Consider the following 18,021-nt stretch of genomic DNA (forward strand, 5'->3'; position numbering starts at 1 on the left):
ATTGGGGTAAGGGGGCAGGGAATGAGAGCCGAAATCATTGCCGTCGGAACCGAGCTGCTGCTCGGGCAAATCGTCAACACCAACGCACAGTTTCTGGCGCAAGAATGCGCGGCCCTGGGAGTGGACGTCTATTTCCAGACCGTGGTCGGAGACAACGAAGCAAGGCTGCTGCAGGCTCTGGAGCTGGCGTCGAAGAGAGCGGAGCTTATCCTATGTACCGGAGGCCTGGGGCCCACCCAGGACGATCTGACTAAGGATGTGCTGGGCCGGTTCCTGGGCAAGGCGCTCTCCATCCATGAGCCTTCTATGGAGAGGATCCGGAACGTGTTCTCGTCCCGTGGCATCCACATGGTGGAGAGCAATGCGCGCCAGGCCTTGATGCTGGAGGACGGTGATCCGCTGCCGAACGACACGGGGTTAGCGGTAGGGGTCGGGATCAGCTCCGGAGGCCGCCATTACATTCTGCTGCCGGGACCGCCTCGTGAGATGAAGCCTATGTTCCAGACTTACGCGAAGACCTGGCTCCAAGGTGTGATGACGGACGCCGTCCCCCTTCACTCGAAGATGCTGAAGTTCTGCGGAATCGGCGAATCGACCCTGGAACATGAGCTGTTGGATCTCATCGAGAGCCAGGAGGATCCGACCATCGCTCCTTATGCCAAGGAGGGAGAGGTTACGATCCGGCTTGCGACCAAGGCCCACAGCACCGAGGAAGCGGAAGCCAAGATGCAGCCCACGGAGGAGATCATCCGAAGCCGGCTGGGTCAGTACCTCTACGCGGAAGAGGACGTGGGGCTGGAGCGCGTCGTCGTCCGTCTCCTGCAGGAACGCGGCAGGACGGCGGCGGTGGCGGAGAGCTGCACCGGGGGACTGTTGTCGGATCTGATCACGTCGGTTCCCGGCTGCTCCTCCGTCTTCAAGGGCGGAATCATCAGCTACTCCAACGAACTGAAGCACCGGCTTCTGAAGGTGCCGATGGAGGTTCTGGAGGGAGAGGGAGCCCCCGGCGCCGTCAGCGCCGAGACGGCCCGATTGATGGCCGAGAATCTGCTTCAGGAGCTGAACGTGGACTACGCCTTGTCCGTTACCGGAGTAGCCGGACCCGGCCCTTCCGAGGGCAAGCCTGCAGGCACCGTCTTCATCGGGCTGGCCGAGAAGGGCCGACCTGCGGAAGTGATGGAGTCCAAGCTGTCGGGAAATAGGGACATGGTGAAGCTGCGTGCGGCCAAGCTTGCCTTCTATCAGCTCTGGAAGCGTCTGAAGTAGAATAGAGTTGCGCGTCCAGCGGATTCGGGGCTATAATAGGCATAAGGTTTGCGGAAGAACCGTAACAAGGATAACTTCTTTGGTTACGGTTTTTTATTCGCCGGGTATGCGAATGTATGTTCGAAAAACTCTTGGCAAAAACCGAAAAACAAGTTATCATATATACTATAATCGTAAAAAGGGAAGTGAGTCGGTTGGCAGATCGGAAAGCAGCGTTGGAAATGGCATTACGCAATATTGAGAAGCAATTCGGCAAAGGCTCCATCATGAAACTGGGAGAGTCCACCCATATGCAGGTAGAGACCATCCCCAGCGGCTCCCTTGCATTGGACATCGCTCTTGGTGTAGGCGGATTTCCGCGCGGCCGTATTATCGAGATCTACGGGCCGGAGTCTTCCGGTAAGACCACCGTCGCGCTTCATGCCATCGCTGAGGTACAGAAGGCCGGCGGACAAGCCGCCTTTATCGATGCGGAGCACGCTCTGGATCCCCTCTATGCTAGCAAGCTCGGCATCAACATAGATGAACTGCTGCTTTCCCAGCCGGATACGGGCGAGCAAGCGCTGGAGATCGCGGAAGCCCTCGTTCGGAGCGGCGCCGTGGACATTATCGTCGTTGACTCCGTTGCTGCCCTCGTGCCGAAGGCCGAGATCGAAGGAGAGATGGGAGATTCCCACGTGGGTCTTCAAGCCCGCTTGATGTCCCAGGCTCTTCGTAAGCTGTCCGGCGCCATCAACAAATCCAAGGTTATCGCCATCTTCATCAACCAGCTTCGCGAGAAGGTCGGCGTCATGTTCGGCAATCCGGAGACCACACCGGGCGGCCGCGCGCTGAAGTTCTACTCCACCATTCGACTGGATATCCGCCGGGTCGAGACCCTGAAGCAGGGCAACGACATGATCGGCAACCGGACCCGGATCAAAGTGGTGAAGAACAAGGTGGCTCCTCCGTTCAAGCAGTGCGAGGTTGATATCATGTACGGCGAAGGCGTCTCCAAGGAAGGAAGCATTATCGATATCGGCACCGAGATGGAGATCGTCCAGAAGAGCGGCGCCTGGTTCTCCTACAACGGTGACCGTCTGGGACAGGGACGTGAGAACTCCAAGCAATTCCTGAAGGAGAACCCGCACATCTCCGACTCCATCGAGAAGAAGATCCGGGAGTCCAGCAATCTGATCACCCATGTTTCTCCGGATGCGGACAAGGATGACGAGGATGAAGAAGCAGCTCTGTTAAACTTCGAATAATCCATACCGGAAGGCACCCTAATCGCTAGGGTGCTTTCTTTCTAATCATGTGCAGATATTCGGTCGGGAGGTTCATTATGGAGCAGGAGAATATGGCGTCGGGGTCCATTACGATGGTCGAACGCCAGAAGGGGAACAAACGGCGTTATAATATTTTTATAGAGGGCAGCTATGCCTTCTCGGTCCATGAGGATATCATGATCAAGCACCGCTTGATCAAGGGAGAGCAAGTAGAGCGGGAGGAGCTCGAAGAGATCCTTCGGGACGATGAACGGCATCAGGCTTACATGGAGGCGATCCGCTACGTGGGACGTCGTCCCCGTTCCAAGAAAGAGGTAGAGCTCCATCTGAAGGAGAAGGGCTACGAAGGCGAATGGATCGGAGAGACGGTCAAGCGGCTGCAGGAGGAGCGGGTACTCGATGACGGGGCCTTCGCCAAGCTGTGGACGGAGCACCGGATCATGAGCCAGAAGAAAGGCCGCCGTTGGGTGGAGATGGAGCTGTCTCAGAAGGGCGTGGACGATACGGTGATCTCACAAGCCTTCGGCGACATCGATCCTGAAGAAGAATACTCGGCGGCACTGGAGATCGGAAGGAAGAAATGGAACATCACTGGCGGGGAAGGACTGGAGAAGAAACGGAAGGTGATGGCGTTTCTGCTCCGGCGGGGGTATTCCAGCGAGCTCGTGAACCGGGTGTTGAAGGAAGTGGCCCAGACGGCGGATTTAGGGGATACGGAGGATGAATCCTTCTTTTAATGAGGTTAATAATTAATGCGATTAACATATTAGAAAACGTGTGCAGTCCTTAATCGTTTCGACAGCTGGATGGGTTTGGTTGACAATAGCTTGACAATGTTCTTCGACAAAAGATAAAATGTTCATGTATATTTTTATCCTAGATATGCAAAAGCTTTTCGCCAATTCATCAACGTCTGACGCCCGTAAGACCAAGCTTTGCGCAATACCGATAACGTATGAAACTGCAGGTTGTAAAACCACGGAATGAAAACCGAATATTCCCAAGCAAACACCTTGGAGAAACATCGAGGAGGTGACGTAGATGCCAACAAGTGTCATCTGGATCCTAATCTCGCTCGCTGCTGCTGCCATTGGTGGGTTTATCGGTTTCTTTATCCGCAAATCAATTGCTGAGGCCAAGATTTCCAGTGCCGAGCAGGCTGCCGAGCAGATTATGGAGAACGCCAAGAAGGAAGCCGAAGCACTGAAGAAGGAAACGGTTGTGGAAGCCAAGGACGAGGTCCACCGGCTCCGCACCGAAGCTGAAAAAGACATTCGTGAACGTCGTAACGAAATTCAACGACAAGAACGGCGATTGTTGCAAAAAGAGGAAACGCTGGATAAAAAGATCGATTCCCTCGAGCGCAAGGAAGAGCAGGTTGCGAGCAAAGAAAAGCGCATTGAAGAAACCCAAGCTCAGATCGACCAGCTGTACCGTGATCAGGTGATGGAGCTCGAACGGATCTCCGCTCTTACAATGGAAGAGGCACGCACCATCATCTTGACCAATGTAGAGCAAGAGGTGCGCCACGAGACCGCACAGATGATCAAGGAAATCGAAACGCAAGCCAAGGAAGAAGCCGACAAGAAGGCAAGAGAGATCATCACGCTTGCCATCCAACGTTGCGCCGCCGATCACGTCGCCGAGACTACGGTATCCGTCGTCACGCTGCCGAACGAAGAAATGAAAGGCCGCATCATCGGACGCGAAGGCCGCAACATCCGCGCACTGGAGACGCTGACGGGCATTGACCTGATCATCGACGACACGCCGGAAGCGGTCATCCTGTCCGGCTTCGATCCGATCCGCCGCGAGATCGCCCGCACTTCTCTCGAGAAGCTGGTGGCCGACGGACGGATCCATCCGGCCCGCATCGAAGAAATGGTGGAGAAATCCCGCAAGGAAGTGGACGAACGCATCCGCGAATACGGCGAGCAAGCCACATTCGAGGTTGGCGTTCACGGCCTGCACCCGGATTTGATCAAGATTCTGGGCCGTTTGAAGTTTCGTACAAGCTATGGCCAAAACGTCCTCAAGCATTCCATGGAAGTGGCGTACTTGGCCGGTCTTATGGCGGGAGAATTGGGAGAAGACGTTACATTGGCGAAACGTGCCGGTCTGCTTCATGACATCGGGAAGGCGCTCGATCATGAAGTGGAAGGCTCCCACGTTGAAATTGGCGTAGAAATCGGGAAAAAATACAAGGAACACCCGGTGGTCATCAACAGCATCGCATCCCACCATGGGGATTGCGAAGCCACATCGGTCATTGCCATGCTGGTCGGAGCGGCAGATGCATTGTCCGCCGCACGTCCGGGAGCGCGCCGCGAGACGCTGGAGACCTATATCAAGCGTCTGGAGAAGCTCGAGGAGATCTGCGAATCCTTCGAGGGCGTCGAGAAATCGTACGCCATCCAAGCCGGCCGCGAAATCCGCGTCATGGTTCAGCCGGAGAAGGTGGACGACACCGAATCCTTCCGACTGGCCCGCGACATCACGAAGAAGATCGAAGGCGAACTGGATTATCCGGGACATATCAAGGTCACGGTCATCCGGGAAACACGCGCGGTCGAATATGCCAAATAAGAACCGAAGGGGAGTGGCTGCAATCGGCCACTTTCCTTTCTTTTTCAAGGAGGAATTCCCATCAAACTGTTATTCATCGGCGATATTGTAGGCTCGGTGGGCCGCAAAGCGGTCAAGGATGTGCTGCCGGGTCTGAAGTCCAAGTACCGGCCTGACGTCATCATAGCGAACGGGGAGAACGCCGCACACGGGCGAGGCATTACCCATCAGATCGCCAAGGACTTGTTCGATTGGGGCGTTCATGCTATCACCATGGGCAACCACACGTGGGACAACCGGGACATCTTCGACTTCATCGATGACGAGCCCCGGCTGATCCGTCCGGCCAACTTCCCGGTGGGGACACCCGGCAATGGGTATACGACGGTAAAGGCCGCAGGAAAAGAAATTCTGGTCATTAACCTCCAAGGCCGCACATTCCTGCCGCCTCTGGATTGCCCATTCCAGACGGTGGATGGGATCCTGGAGCGGATGAAATCCAAGAGCAAGTACATCTTCGTGGATTTCCACGCGGAGGCCACTTCGGAGAAGATCGCCATGGGCTGGTATCTGGACGGGAAGGTATCCGCCGTCGTGGGGACCCATACCCATGTCCAGAGCAATGACAACCGGATCCTGCCGGGTGGTACGGCTTATCTGACGGACGTAGGAATGGTTGGTCCGCGGGACGGGATCCTGGGCATGGAACGAGACGGTGTGATGCACCGCTTCCTGACCCAGATGCCCTCCCGGTTTATCGTGGACGAGGGAAAGTGGCACTTCCATGCTTTCCTGATCGAGCTGGATGATCAGACCGGCTTGGCCAAGTCCACGCGGCTCATCCGGACGGATGAGGACAACTACATCAGCGAGTGAGGAAGCCATTAACGACAAGCCTGTGCAACCCGCACGGGCTTGTTATTTTTTACTGTTGCAGGCTGGTCCTAAGACCTTATCAGGGCTTAGGAATGTTTGGAAAGCTCCCGGAATAAGATGGGTATTGGAATCCATCCATTATTCCTCGAGGAGGTACCATTCATGGAAGTATTAAAAGTTTCAGCAAAATCCAATCCAAACTCCGTAGCAGGTGCGCTGGCAGGCGTCTTAAGGGAACGGGGGGCAGCCGAGCTGCAGGCGATCGGTGCCGGCGCGTTGAACCAGGCGGTTAAGGCGGTTGCAATTGCGCGCGGATTCGTAGCTCCCAGCGGGGTGGATTTGATATGCATACCGGCTTTTACAGATATCGTCATCGACGGGGAAGACCGGACCGCCATCAAGCTGATCGTTGAACCCCGGTGAGCAGGTACCCGGAACATTTGGCACGCCGCCTGTTTACGGCTATGAAGTAGACAGGTTTTTTTGCGTGTCTGCATAGAATGGGAAGAAAAGGGGGGAATTCCATGGTGAAAGTGATAGACGCACATTGCGATCTGTTGGACAAGATGGCGCTTCATCCCGAGATGGACTTCCGGCAGGACAGCGTGTACGCGGATGTGTCCTATCCCCGGCTGCAGCGGGCCGGCATGGTGCTACAATGCTTCGCGGTGTACTTGTCGGACCGCCAGAGGATCACGTTCGAGAGGCTGCTGGAGGGGTTCGATCTGTTCCATCAGAAGATCGCGGTCCATAATAACGTCCAGTTCGTCCGGACGAAGCAGGATCTGGAGTCGGCGGCGGCCATGGGAAGACTAGGGGCTATGCTCACTCTGGAAGGGGCGGACGGCCTGGAGGGCAGCATGGTCTATCTGAGGACGGCCTTCTATCTGGGAGTCCGGATGATGGGGCTGACGTGGAACCAATCCAATTGGGCCGCCGACGGGGTGATGGAGCCGCGGAAGGGCGGCTTGACGGTGAAGGGGAAGCAGCTGGTCCGGGAATGCAACAAGCTGGGGCTGATCCTCGATGTCTCCCACCTGGGCGAGAAGGGCTTCTGGGAGCTGATCGAGCTGTCGACCAAGCCGCTGGCGGCCTCCCATTCCAATGCTCAGTCGGTGTGCTCCCATCCCCGCAACCTGACGGATGACCAGATCAAAGCCTTGATTGTCCAAGGGGGAATCGCAGGCCTCACCTTCGTGCCCTGGTTCGTCAAGACGTCGGAGCCCGGCGTGAAGGACATTCTCACGCACATCGACCATATCTGCGGGTTGGGGGGCGTCCGGCATGTCGGCTTCGGCTCCGACTTCGACGGGATCGATTACCACATCCCGGGACTGGAGCATCCGGCGCATTATGAGCGATTGGCGAATGAGCTGCATAAGCGGTACACGGCTGAGGAAGCGGAGGGCTTCCTGTCCGGCAACTGGCACCGCTTCTTCATGGAGAATTTGCCGGATGACGACGGAGATTAAAGGAATACCCCGTTCGGAATAGGGCATACTGAGCCCGTTCCGAAGAACGGGGTATTTTTTCTATATTTTTGGCAGATACTATTGTGATAGATTGATCGCATTCCCGTATGAATTTCATCGAAAATGGGAATGTAACAATTTCGTCAAATTTGCTTGCCTTTTTAGTAGCGAAGGCATAAAATTTGGATGAACCTTAAAGTTGTCGTTTATGTGAAGGAAAATACTGCGTTTTCATTTTCACCATCTAAGGAGTGGGCGTCGTGATCAGTCAATTGTCCTGGAAGATCGGAGGCCAGCAGGGTGAAGGTGTGGAGAGTACCGACCGGATTTTCTCCACGGCTCTGAACCGCCTCGGCTACTATTTATACGGATACCGCCATTTTTCGTCCCGGATCAAAGGCGGACATACCAACAATAAAATCCGGATCAGCACCAAACCCATCCGGGCTATCTCCGACGACTTGGATATACTCGTTGCATTCGACCAAGAAACGATCGATGTGAATGCCCATGAGCTTCGTGAGAACGGTGTCATTGTGGCGGACGCCAAGTTCAACCCCGTGGTGCCGGAGGGCGTCAAGGCCCGTCTGTTCGCCGTGCCGATCACGAAGATGGCGGAAGACCTGGGGACTTCCCTAATGAAGAACATGGTGGCTTCCGGCGCATCCTGGGCCCTTCTGGGATTGCCGCTGGAAGTCTTCAATAAAGCGGTGGAGGAAGAGTTCGGCCGTAAGGGTCCGGCAGTGGTGGAGAAGAACATCGAGGCCGTCAAGCAGGGCTCCGACTTCGTCCTTGCCCAAGCCGGCGGCCCGCTGGAGGAATTCCGGCTGGAGCCTGCGGACGGCATGCAGAAGATGTTCATCATCGGCAACGATGCAATCGGCCTGGGTGCAGTGGCTGCAGGCTGCCGCTTCATGCCCGCTTACCCGATCACGCCGGCCTCCGAAATCATGGAATACCTGATCAAGGCTCTGCCCAAGCTGGGCGGAACCGTCATTCAGACCGAAGACGAGATTGCGGCCGTAACCATGGCCATCGGGGCCAATTACGGCGGCGCCCGTGCCATGACCGCCTCTGCCGGTCCCGGCTTGTCCCTGATGATGGAAGCCATCGGCTTGGCCGGTATGACGGAGACTCCGGTCGTTATCGTGGATACGCAGCGTGGCGGCCCGTCCACCGGCTTGCCCACGAAGCAGGAGCAATCCGACGTCTTCGCCATGATCTACGGTACCCATGGCGAGATCCCGAAGATCGTCCTGGCCCCCAGCACCATCGAGGAGTGCTTCTATGATACCGTCGAGGCGTTCAACCTGGCGGAGCAGCATCAATGCCCGGTCATTCTACTGACCGACCTGCAGCTGTCCCTGGGCAAACAATCCTCGGAGATTCTGGACTACAGCAAGATCGTCATCAACCGCGGCAAGCTGATCTCGAATCCTCCGGAGCTCTCGGAGAATGAGCAGTTCAAGCGGTACGCCTTCTCCGAAGACGGAGTTTCGCCCCGCGTCATTCCGGGCACCAAGCACGGTCTGCACCATGTGACCGGCGTCGAGCACGACGAGACCGGCCGCCCGTCCGAATCTCCCGTTAACCGTCAGAAGATGATGGATAAGCGGATGGAGAAGCTGAAGCACGTGAAGGTGACGAACGCGATCAAAGCCGACGCCAAGCATGCCGCTCCGGACCTGCTGATCATCGGCATGGGGTCCACCGGCGGAACCATCGATGAAGGCCGCGCCCGCCTGGAAGCGGAAGGCATCAAGACGAACCACGTGACGGTCCGTCAGCTGCATCCGTTCCCGTCCGAGGAGCTGGCGCCTTACCTGAATCAAGCCCGTAAAGTGGTTGTGGTGGAGAACAACGCCACCGGCCAGCTGGCATCTCTTATCAAGCTGAACCTGGGGCATGCCGACAAGATCGAGAGCATGCTCAAATATAACGGCAATCCGTTCCTTCCCGCCGAAATCTACAAACATTGCAAGGGGTTGATCGCATGGCAACATTAAAAGACTTCCGCAACAACGTGAAGCCGAACTGGTGTCCCGGCTGCGGAGACTTCTCCGTCCAGGCGGCCATCCAGAGAGCGGCTGCCAATGCGGGCCTCGAGCCTGAAAGCCTGGCTATCGTCTCCGGTATCGGATGCTCCGGCCGGATCTCCGGCTACATCAATGCATACGGCTTCCACGGCGTGCACGGGCGCTCGCTGCCCATCGCCCAAGGCCTGAAGATGGCCAACCGCGAGCTGACCGTCATCGCCGCAGGCGGCGACGGCGACGGCTTCGCCATCGGGATGGGGCATACGGTCCATGCGATCCGCCGCAACATCGACATCACGTATATCGTCATGGATAACCAGATCTACGGCTTGACCAAAGGCCAGACCTCCCCACGGAGTGCTCCGGGCTTCAAGACCAAGAGCACCCCGCAGGGCTCCATCGAGTCCGCGCTGTCCCCGTTGGAGATGGCTCTGTCGGTCGGCGCCACATTCGTCGCCCAATCGTTCTCCAGCGATCTGAAGCAGCTGACGACGCTGATCGAAGCGGGCATCAAGCACAAGGGCTTCTCCTTGATCAACGTATTCAGCCCTTGCGTAACCTTCAACAAAATTAACACCTACGACTGGTTCAAGGATAACATCGTGAATCTGGACCAAGAGGAGGGCTACGATTCGTCCAACCGGATCCAAGCCATGACCCGCTTGATGGAAACCGGCGGCATGCTGACAGGCCTGATCTATCAGGATACCAGCAAGCCAAGCTACGAGGATCAGGTGCCGGGCTTCAAGCAGGAGTCCCTCTCCAAACAAAATCTTCAAATTTCTGAGAGTGAATTTGAACGTTTGGTGGCAGAATTTAAATAAGATGTGAAATCATCGTGGCATATGTGTAAAAAACATATGCCTTTTCCTTTTGTTCTTGTTATAATGTGGGTGAGTATAACAGGTGAGCAAAAATATGAATACAGTCGGAAGGCAGGAGACCGTTCACATGAAAATGGTACCCGTAGGCGTATCTGCACGCCACATTCACTTGTCCAAGGAGCACATTAACGTTTTGTTCGGCGAAGGCTACGAATTGAAGGTATTCAAGGATCTTTCCCAGCCCGGCCAGTACGCCGCGGAAGAGACCGTCGCCGTCATCGGCCCGAAGGGCAAGTTCGATAAAGTTCGGATTCTGGGCCCGGCCCGGAATAAAACACAGCTCGAAATTTCCAGAACAGACGCCTTCTCTCTGGGCGTGGCAGCTCCGGTCCGCGAGTCCGGCAACACGGACGGCACTCCGGGCATCAAGATCGTCGGCCCGGCCGGCGAAGTCGAAGCCGTGGACGGCGTAATCGTTGCCGCCCGTCACATCCATTTCCACACCTCTGACGCCGAGAAGTGGGGCATCAAGGACAAGCAGCTGCTGTCCGTTCGCGTGAACAGCGAACGTCCGGTTATTTTCGAGAACGTGGTTGCCCGCGTATCCGATTCCTTCGCGCTTGACATGCATATCGACACAGACGAAGCCAACGCCGCCGCCGTGAAGAACGGGGATATGGCCGAGGTTCTGCTGTAAGCCATCCAACCCTGCGGGCACCTTCGGTGACCCGCTTTTCTTGTGAACCACCCACGCATACGGTGTCCCGCTGACGTTCTGAAGAACCGGCGGGGCATTGTTTTTTTTGTCCCGTCCTTCTCGTAGCGAACCTTATTTCGAAATGTTATAATCATATAATGGATTTTCAACCTATTCTCGAAAAGGAAATGCTAGAAAGGATGTGCGTCCATGAAGAAGGGGAACCAAAGCTCATCGGACTTAAAATCCGACTCGGGCAAGGATTACTCCCAATATTTTAATCTATCAGAGGTCAAGGTGCTTCGGGACGATGAGTTCGGCAAGAAGCTCCGCGTCAAGGGACGGAATATCAGCATCTTGGCAGAGCCGAGCTACAAGGAAGGCAAGCGCCGCGGCAAGGAAGAGATTCAAGTGCAGTACGAGAGCTGCGTTCCCGAAGAGCTCCGGGAGATGGGCAAGGGCAAGTATTACACCATCTATACTTACGGCTGCCAAATGAACGAACACGATACCGAAACGATGAAGGGTCTGCTGGAGGAGATGGGCTACCGGGAAACCGACGACCGCCGCCAGTCCGACATCATTCTGTTGAACACCTGTGCGGTCCGGGAAAATGCGGAGGACAAGGTATTCGGCGAGTTGGGACACATGAAGACGCTGAAGACCCAGAAGCCGGATCTGATCCTGGGTGTCTGCGGCTGCATGTCCCAGGAGGAAACCGTAGTCAACCGGATCTTGCAGACGTATTCCTTCGTCGATCTCATATTCGGCACCCACAATATTCACCGTCTGCCGCATCTCCTGATGGAAGCTTATTTCAACAAGGAGATGGCGGTGGAGGTGTGGTCCCAGGAAGGGAATATCATCGAGAACCTTCCGAAGAAGCGCGAGGGCATCAAAGCCTGGGTCAACATCATGTACGGCTGCGACAAGTTCTGCACCTACTGCATCGTCCCATACACCCGCGGCAAGGAGCGGAGCAGGATGCCCCAGGACGTCATCGCGGAGGTCCGTGAGCTGGCGCGCCAGGGCTTCCAAGAAATCATGCTGCTAGGTCAAAATGTAAACGCCTACGGCAAGGATTTCGAAGGCTTGGACTATTCCTTTGCGGATCTGATGGACGATGTCCGCAAGATCGATATCCCGAGGGTCCGGTTTACCACTTCGCATCCGCGGGATTTTGACGACCGGCTGATCGAGGTTCTGGCCAAGAAGGGCAACCTGATGGAGCATATTCATCTCCCCGTCCAGTCCGGCAGCACGGCGGTGCTGAAGGCCATGAGCCGCAAATATACGCGAGAGCAGTATCTAGAGCTGGTGCGCAAAATCCGTGAAGCCATCCCTGACGTGGTCCTGACGACGGACATCATCGTTGGCTTCCCGGGTGAGACCGAGGAGCAGTTCGAGGAGACGCTGTCGCTGGTCAAGGAAGTGGAATATGACGCGGCCTTCACCTTCATCTATTCACCCCGCGAAGGGACGCCGGCGGCTTCCATGGCGGATGATGTGCCGGAGCCGGTGAAGAAGCAGCGTCTGAAGCGTCTGAACGACGTGATGACCGAGCTGTGCAAGGCAAGCAACGAACGGATGAGAGGGCAAACCGTGGAGGTGCTGGTGGAGGGGGAGAGCAAGACCAACCCGGATGTGCTGGCTGCCCGGACCCGTACCAACAAGCTGGTGCACTTAACCGGACCGAAGGAGCTGATCGGCACATTCGTCCGGGTGAAGATCACCGAGCCCCAATCCTGGCTGCTGAGAGCCGAATTAGTGGACGAGGGCGTGCCCGAAGCCGTACAATAACGCTAGGCCATCAATAGTCAACCAAGGAGGGACATCGATCCATGTCACAGCATCATGACCATGACCACGAGGACGGCAAGCCGTGCTACGCGGAGCTGAACGGGCTGGAATGCGGGATGGAGCACTACACCGTTACCGAATCCATCGTTCGGGCGGACATTATCGCCAAGGCGAAGGAGCTGGCCCAGCTGATCACGACTTCCGCCGAGGTGGACATCTATAAGAAAGCGGAGAAACAGATCGCCATCAATGAACACGTCCAGAGCTTGATCAGCGCCATCAAGAAGAAGCAGAAGGAAGCGGTGGCTTTTGAGCAGACCTTCAAGAACCCGGAGATGGTCAAGAAGATCGACAGCGAGATCCATGCGCTGCAGGACGAGCTGGACTCCATTCCCATCGTGGCGGAATTCCAGCAGACCCAGAGCGATCTGAACTATATGCTTCAGCTCGTGATGAATGTGGTGCGGGATACCGTATCCGAGAAGATCCAGGTTGAGCAGGGGACGGCGGAAGTCAGCCGCTGCGACTGACACCGCTCGATCTGCGTAAGACGTAAACCGCCCTTCGGCTGCATCAAGCAGTTCGAAGGGCGGTTTTTTGACGTTCCGGGGTTATCGGAATTGCTTGATATAGTCCACGGCCCGCCGAATATCCTGCTCCGGCCGGTCTCCGGTCTCTCGTTCGATGGTCAGGTAGCCGCTGTAGCCGATGTCCTGCAAGGCTGCGAAATAGGCGGGGAAGTCCACGCTGCCGTCTCCCAAGGGAACTTCCTTGTAATACTCCCCCCGGACCCGTTCATAGCCCAGGGCGCCGTAGATGTTGCGGGGGTCCGTCGCGGTCAGGCGGATCCCGTCCTTCACGTGGGTATGTACGATGTAGTCCTTCAGTGTGTAGACTCCCTGAACGGGATCATCTCCGGTCACCATAACCAGGTTGGCCGGGTCATAATTGACGGACACGCCCTTTGAGCCCAAGGTGTCCAGGAAGCTCTTCAGATGCGCGGCCGTTTCCGGCCCCGTCTCGATGGCGAAATAGGCGCCGTTCCGGTGGGCATAACCGGCCAGCTCCTCGCACGCCGCCTGCATGGCGTGGTATACTTCGCCGTTCCGGTCCTCGGGTACGATGCCGATGTGGGTGGTGACGACGCGGGTCCCCAGCTCCAAGGCCAGCTCCAGAATCCGCTTGGAGCGTTGGATCTTGGCCGGGTTGGCGCCCCGGTCCTGGAAGCCGTGACCGCCGAGATCCCCGACCAGCGCCGAGATCTCCAGGCCGAGCGAGCCGATATACGACCGAAGCTCCCTTCGGGAGGCAGGATCCAAGCGCTCCGGCTCCATCTCGCCCTCGACGGCATAGAGCTGAACGCCGTCGGCTCCGACCTCCTTGGCTTTCAACAGCCCGGGTCGAACACCAAGGCCGAAGCTATCCACGATCACTCCGATTTTGTTGGACAAGCGCATGTCATCTCTCCCGACTAATAGGATGGTAAGGCACGTACTCCTATTATAAAAGAGTCCCCGGGCAGGGAACAGGTCCGATGTGGGCGTATTCGTATGCAATTGTGTCGAGCAGCTTGACAAAGAGAAGGGGAAGGAATAGGATGGAGCTATCCGTTAGATATTTAGATAATTATCTAAATATCTAAACGAAAGGGGATTGCCATGAATGAGTCCTTCAAGGCCTTGTCCGATCCGACAAGGCGTCAGATCTTGAAGCTCCTGCGCGGAGGGGACCGAACGGCAGGAGAGATCGCCGATCACTTCCACATGACCAAGCCGAGCATCTCCCACCACTTGAATGCGCTGAAGCAGGCAGGTCTCGTATTCGATGAGAGACGCGGCCAGCATATCGTCTATTCGCTTAACACGACGGTCGTTCAAGAGGTTATGGGCTGGCTGCTGGGCTTGATGGGAGAACCCGCGGAGGACCAATCCCAACCTAAGGAGGAGGATTCCGATGAAATGGAATAGAACGGATCTGATCATGATCTTGATCGGCCTGCTGCCGGCGGCAGCCGCTGTCCTGCTGTACCGGGAGCTGCCAGAGCGGATGGGCACCCACTTCTCAAGCAGCGGTGTGGACCGGACGATGGAGCGTCCTTGGGCGATCCTGATGCTGGCCCTACTGGGAGCCGGATTGCCGATCTTGACCAAAGCAACCCGGGGCTTCGATCCCCGGAAAGAGGCCTTCGCCTATTTCGAGCGGGCGTACCGGATTTTCCGCTGGGCGGTCACCTTGTTCATCTCCTTCACGGGCTTGTTCATGGTGGCGTACAATCTGGGCTACCAGGTCAGCCCGCAATGGGTCAGCTCTCTGGGTATGGGACTCTTGCTGATGGTCCTGGGCAACTATATGGGCCAGATCCGCTTCAACTACACCTTCGGCATCCGGACGCCTTGGACGCTGGCCAACGAGACTGTCTGGCGCGGAACCCACAGGATGGCGGCGCCGATCTGGACTGCGGCAGGTGCCGTCATCGCGTTCAGTGTGGCGCTGCCTTCCGGATGGTCTCAAGGGGTGTCCCTGACGGCACTGGTTGTAGCGGTTGCAGTCCCGGTGCTGTATTCGTACCTGTTGTTCCGGCGGGTGAAATAAGAGACAAAGGAGAGGTTGGACGATGAACGGAATCAAAAAGCTGGGAATGTGGAGCTTGGTGCTCGCAATGGCAGGGCCGGCATGGGCCGGTACAGCGAACGCAGAGGGCTCGACGAAAGAGGGGGTGTACTATCCGCTGCGCGTCCTCGGGGAGCAGACCGGGGCGGCGGTCGGATGGCTGGAGGATCGGGATACGGCCGTCTGGACCAAGGGCGACCTTCGGATCGAGCTGCCAATCGGCTCGAAGGAGATCGATTGGAACGGGGAGAAGGTACGGCTGGCGTCGCCGGTCAAGCTGGAAGGGAACCGAACCATGATTCCCGCGGATGTGGCCCGGGATTGGTTGGGCGTACAGGAAGAGAGTCCGGGAATGTTCCGGATGAATGAGACAGGGGCGGCCCGGGAGTTCGCAAGCTTCCTGCAGCTGAAGGATGGAGCGGGGGCCTTAGCCCGGATGAGTGACGAGCTTAGGAAGCTGCTGCCGGATCCGATGGCCGCAACGGTATGGACGGCCGCCGAGCAGCAGTTCGGCAAGCTGTCTCCGGTGCCGGGCGCATCCCGTGCGGAGGCCAATGCGGTCCACCGTTCCGTGCATCTGGGATATCGTGGACCGCAGACGCAGCTGGACCTGACCATCCGTCTCAACGGTCAAGGGCAGGTGGATGATTTCCAATGGTTCCCCGCCAACCCCCTGGAGGCATTGTACCGCCCTGCGGATTACGACCGGCCCGGTAGCTACCGCGAGGTGGAGGTGGTCCTGGGCCAAGCGCCGTGGCAGCTTCCCGGCACCTTAACCCTTCCCGCCGGCGAGGGGCCGTTCCCGGCCGTTGTTCTGGTTCACGGCTCCGGACCGTCGGACCGGGACAGCTCCGTGATGGCGCTGAAGCCCTTCCGCGATCTGGCTGCAGGCTTGTCCGCACAAGGCATCGCTGTGCTCCGCTATGAGAAGCGGACCAAGGAGCATAACCTGAAGAGCGCCTTGCTGCCCCAGATGACCGTTCAAGAGGAGACCGTCGCGGACGCGGTGGAAGCGGTGAAGCTGCTCGGCACTCGCAGCGAGATCGATTCGGCCCGCATCTATGTGGCGGGGCACAGTCTGGGCGGGATGATGATCCCGAGAATCAAGAAGGCGGATACGGGCAGCCGGATCGCCGGAAGCATCGTGCTCTCGGGTCCGGCCAAGCCGCTGGAGGAGGTCCTGGCGGACCAATACGCGTATTTGAGCGGACAGGGACTGCTGCCGAAGGAGCAGGCTGCTTTTATGCAGGGTCAGGCTGCCCTTCTGCAGAGCAAGGATTTCGATCCCCGGAAGCCTCCGAAGGAGTATGCTCTGGGAAGTCCTTTCTATTGGATGGATCTTCGGAATACCCATGCAGCCGAGGATGCCCGGTCGATTCCCGGACCGCTCCTGATCGTCCAAGGAGGACGGGACTATCAGGTGACGCCGGATCATCTGGAGCTGTGGCGCAAGGCGCTGGAGGGACGCAAGGATGTCACCTTCCGTCTGTACCCGAAGCTGAATCATATGCTGACCGAAGGGGAAGGGGCCTCGCTGCCGGCCGAATACTCGGCTCCCGCCCACGTGTCGCCGGAGCTGATCCGGGATGTGGCGGATTGGGTACAAAAACGCTGACAGCCCTCCTCCCCTTAGCGGCTGCTTCAAAAATGTGGTACGATAGTAGCGCTGCGTCCCCTGGCCAAGAGCCGTAGGACGCGGCGAGAAGCGCCGAGGAGGAAGCGAATCACCATGAAGCTGATAACAGGTCTCTTGAAAGTAGCCATCCCTATTCTGGTCTTATGGATTCTTCTGAAGACGAACGTCTGGCTGGGCGTTGCGGCTTTTATCCTATTCATCGTCTGGTGGGGCTCCCGCAGCCTGACCTCCATCTACGCCTACTTGGGCAACGTTAATTATCAGCAGGGCAAGATGCAGGAAGCCCTGACATGGCTTAATAAAGCCGCGGTCCGGAAGGATTGCAAGCCGCAGTACCTGATCGGCTACTCCTTCCTGCTGCTGAAGCTGGGCAAGCTGGAGCTGGCGGAAGAGATGCTTCAGCGCGCTCGCGGCTTCAAGCTGAGCCGGGAGGAAGAGATGGGGCTGGAGTCCAATGCATCGCTGCTCCTCTGGAAGCAGGGGAGACTCGAGGAAGCGACGGCCAAGATGGAGAAGCTGTACGAGGAGTTCAAGAACACCAACCTCTATGGGACGCTGGGCTATTATTATATTCTCTCGGGGGACCTGGACAAGGCGTTGGCCTTCAATCGGGAAGCCTATGAATTCAATGAGTCCGGCGGCGTCATCATCGATAATCTGGGGCAGACCCATTACCTTCGGGGAGAGTACGAGGAGGCGCTTGCGCTGTACAAGAAGCTGGAGGAGCTGAAGCCGACCTTCCCGGAGGCTTATTATAACTACGGCTTGGTCCTTGAGGCTATGGGACAGCGGAATGAGGCGCTGGACTATATGCGCAAGTCGCTGGAGTATCCAATCTCCTTGTTGAGCACCGTTACGAGAGAAGAGATCGAATCCACTATAAGCTCGCTGGAAGCGGCGGGCTAATCGGCGCCAGCCGTTCCGCATCGTGCGGGGCGGCTGGTTTTTTCATGCCCGGATGAGCCACACTA

The 18,021-nt window shown here is 57.2% G+C and carries 17 protein-coding genes; 16 read left to right on the forward strand and 1 reads right to left on the reverse strand.

Annotation, left to right across the window (positions count from 1 at the left end; translation table 11 throughout):
* Positions 1 to 21: 21 nt before the first annotated feature.
* The 12 genes from ACSEXW_RS21800 to ACSEXW_RS21855 all read left to right on the forward strand — a co-directional run bounded on the left by ACSEXW_RS21800 (position 22) and on the right by ACSEXW_RS21855 (position 13,334).
* Positions 22 to 1,266, forward strand: coding sequence for a competence/damage-inducible protein A (locus ACSEXW_RS21800; protein WP_438448294.1), 1,245 nt, complete (start codon positions 22 to 24; stop codon positions 1,264 to 1,266).
* A 194-nt stretch (positions 1,267 to 1,460) separates the two neighbouring features.
* The gene (recA, locus tag ACSEXW_RS21805; protein WP_438448295.1) at positions 1,461 to 2,513 is read left to right on the forward strand and encodes a recombinase RecA; all 1,053 of its coding nucleotides are present in this window, start codon (positions 1,461 to 1,463) and stop codon (positions 2,511 to 2,513) included.
* Between the two features lie 77 nt (positions 2,514 to 2,590).
* Positions 2,591 to 3,271 (forward strand): regulatory protein RecX, encoded by a 681-nt coding sequence (locus ACSEXW_RS21810; protein ID WP_438448296.1) that lies wholly within the window; start codon positions 2,591 to 2,593, stop codon positions 3,269 to 3,271.
* A 304-nt stretch (positions 3,272 to 3,575) separates the two neighbouring features.
* Complete coding sequence (gene rny, locus ACSEXW_RS21815; protein WP_438448297.1) at positions 3,576 to 5,120, forward strand: ribonuclease Y; 1,545 nt, start codon at positions 3,576 to 3,578, stop codon at positions 5,118 to 5,120.
* A 60-nt stretch (positions 5,121 to 5,180) separates the two neighbouring features.
* On the forward strand, positions 5,181 to 5,975 hold the full coding sequence (locus tag ACSEXW_RS21820) for a TIGR00282 family metallophosphoesterase (protein WP_438448390.1): 795 nt from the start codon (positions 5,181 to 5,183) through the stop codon (positions 5,973 to 5,975).
* 162 nt (positions 5,976 to 6,137) lie between these two features.
* Complete coding sequence (spoVS, locus tag ACSEXW_RS21825) at positions 6,138 to 6,398, forward strand: stage V sporulation protein SpoVS (protein ID WP_027084382.1); 261 nt, start codon at positions 6,138 to 6,140, stop codon at positions 6,396 to 6,398.
* A 101-nt stretch (positions 6,399 to 6,499) separates the two neighbouring features.
* Positions 6,500 to 7,447: a dipeptidase gene (locus ACSEXW_RS21830; RefSeq protein WP_438448298.1), complete on the forward strand. Its 948-nt coding sequence runs from the start codon at positions 6,500 to 6,502 to the stop codon at positions 7,445 to 7,447.
* A 260-nt stretch (positions 7,448 to 7,707) separates the two neighbouring features.
* Entirely contained in the window at positions 7,708 to 9,453 is a 1,746-nt protein-coding gene (locus ACSEXW_RS21835; RefSeq protein ID WP_438448299.1) for a 2-oxoacid:acceptor oxidoreductase subunit alpha, read from the forward strand.
* Complete coding sequence (locus ACSEXW_RS21840; protein WP_438448300.1) at positions 9,441 to 10,307, forward strand: 2-oxoacid:ferredoxin oxidoreductase subunit beta; 867 nt, start codon at positions 9,441 to 9,443, stop codon at positions 10,305 to 10,307. Before ACSEXW_RS21835 ends, ACSEXW_RS21840 begins: the two co-directional genes overlap by 13 nt.
* Before the next feature lie 127 nt (positions 10,308 to 10,434).
* A complete protein-coding gene (locus tag ACSEXW_RS21845) occupies positions 10,435 to 11,004 on the forward strand; it encodes a phosphate propanoyltransferase (protein ID WP_438448301.1) in 570 nt (189 codons plus the stop codon).
* A 210-nt stretch (positions 11,005 to 11,214) separates the two neighbouring features.
* Positions 11,215 to 12,804: a tRNA (N6-isopentenyl adenosine(37)-C2)-methylthiotransferase MiaB gene (gene miaB, locus ACSEXW_RS21850; protein ID WP_438448302.1), complete on the forward strand. Its 1,590-nt coding sequence runs from the start codon at positions 11,215 to 11,217 to the stop codon at positions 12,802 to 12,804.
* A gap of 116 nt (positions 12,805 to 12,920) precedes the next feature.
* Positions 12,921 to 13,334, forward strand: coding sequence for a YlbF/YmcA family competence regulator (locus ACSEXW_RS21855; protein ID WP_438448391.1), 414 nt, complete (start codon positions 12,921 to 12,923; stop codon positions 13,332 to 13,334).
* A gap of 81 nt (positions 13,335 to 13,415) precedes the next feature.
* Here ACSEXW_RS21855 and ACSEXW_RS21860 read toward each other — a convergent pair whose 3' ends face one another.
* Complete coding sequence (locus tag ACSEXW_RS21860; protein ID WP_438448303.1) at positions 13,416 to 14,261, reverse strand: sugar phosphate isomerase/epimerase family protein; 846 nt, start codon at positions 14,259 to 14,261, stop codon at positions 13,416 to 13,418.
* Between the two features lie 201 nt (positions 14,262 to 14,462).
* Between ACSEXW_RS21860 and ACSEXW_RS21865 the strand changes: the two genes are divergently transcribed.
* The 4 genes from ACSEXW_RS21865 (at position 14,463) to ACSEXW_RS21880 (ending at position 17,956) form a co-directional block, all read left to right on the forward strand.
* Positions 14,463 to 14,771: an autorepressor SdpR family transcription factor gene (locus tag ACSEXW_RS21865; protein ID WP_438448304.1), complete on the forward strand. Its 309-nt coding sequence runs from the start codon at positions 14,463 to 14,465 to the stop codon at positions 14,769 to 14,771.
* A complete protein-coding gene (locus ACSEXW_RS21870; RefSeq protein ID WP_438448305.1) occupies positions 14,758 to 15,396 on the forward strand; it encodes an SdpI family protein in 639 nt (212 codons plus the stop codon). Before ACSEXW_RS21865 ends, ACSEXW_RS21870 begins: the two co-directional genes overlap by 14 nt.
* A gap of 22 nt (positions 15,397 to 15,418) precedes the next feature.
* Entirely contained in the window at positions 15,419 to 17,029 is a 1,611-nt protein-coding gene (locus tag ACSEXW_RS21875; protein WP_438448306.1) for an alpha/beta hydrolase family protein, read from the forward strand.
* Positions 17,030 to 17,143: 114 nt separating this feature from the next.
* Entirely contained in the window at positions 17,144 to 17,956 is an 813-nt protein-coding gene (locus tag ACSEXW_RS21880) for a tetratricopeptide repeat protein (RefSeq protein WP_438448307.1), read from the forward strand.
* Positions 17,957 to 18,021 lie beyond the last annotated feature (65 nt).

The organism is Oryzibacillus soli, assembly GCF_051594765.1.
Lineage (GTDB): Bacteria > Bacillota > Bacilli > Paenibacillales > NBRC-103111 > Paenibacillus_AR.

What these genes read in the sequence shown, in the direction of transcription:
- ACSEXW_RS21800 (WP_438448294.1), top strand. Translation starts at nt 22, where the DNA reads ATGAGAGCCGAAATCATTGCCGTCGGAACCGAGCTGCTGCTCGGGCAA.
- ACSEXW_RS21810 (WP_438448296.1), top strand. Translation starts at nt 2,591, where the DNA reads ATGGAGCAGGAGAATATGGCGTCGGGGTCCATTACGATGGTCGAACGC.
- rny (WP_438448297.1), top strand. Translation starts at nt 3,576, where the DNA reads ATGCCAACAAGTGTCATCTGGATCCTAATCTCGCTCGCTGCTGCTGCC.
- spoVS (WP_027084382.1), top strand. Translation starts at nt 6,138, where the DNA reads ATGGAAGTATTAAAAGTTTCAGCAAAATCCAATCCAAACTCCGTAGCA.
- ACSEXW_RS21830 (WP_438448298.1), top strand. Translation starts at nt 6,500, where the DNA reads ATGGTGAAAGTGATAGACGCACATTGCGATCTGTTGGACAAGATGGCG.
- ACSEXW_RS21840 (WP_438448300.1), top strand. Translation starts at nt 9,441, where the DNA reads ATGGCAACATTAAAAGACTTCCGCAACAACGTGAAGCCGAACTGGTGT.
- ACSEXW_RS21845 (WP_438448301.1), top strand. Translation starts at nt 10,435, where the DNA reads ATGAAAATGGTACCCGTAGGCGTATCTGCACGCCACATTCACTTGTCC.
- miaB (WP_438448302.1), top strand. Translation starts at nt 11,215, where the DNA reads ATGAAGAAGGGGAACCAAAGCTCATCGGACTTAAAATCCGACTCGGGC.
- ACSEXW_RS21855 (WP_438448391.1), top strand. Translation starts at nt 12,921, where the DNA reads ATGGAGCACTACACCGTTACCGAATCCATCGTTCGGGCGGACATTATC.
- ACSEXW_RS21860 (WP_438448303.1), bottom strand. Translation starts at nt 14,261, where the DNA reads ATGCGCTTGTCCAACAAAATCGGAGTGATCGTGGATAGCTTCGGCCTT.
- ACSEXW_RS21865 (WP_438448304.1), top strand. Translation starts at nt 14,463, where the DNA reads ATGAATGAGTCCTTCAAGGCCTTGTCCGATCCGACAAGGCGTCAGATC.
- ACSEXW_RS21870 (WP_438448305.1), top strand. Translation starts at nt 14,758, where the DNA reads ATGAAATGGAATAGAACGGATCTGATCATGATCTTGATCGGCCTGCTG.
- ACSEXW_RS21875 (WP_438448306.1), top strand. Translation starts at nt 15,419, where the DNA reads ATGAACGGAATCAAAAAGCTGGGAATGTGGAGCTTGGTGCTCGCAATG.
- ACSEXW_RS21880 (WP_438448307.1), top strand. Translation starts at nt 17,144, where the DNA reads ATGAAGCTGATAACAGGTCTCTTGAAAGTAGCCATCCCTATTCTGGTC.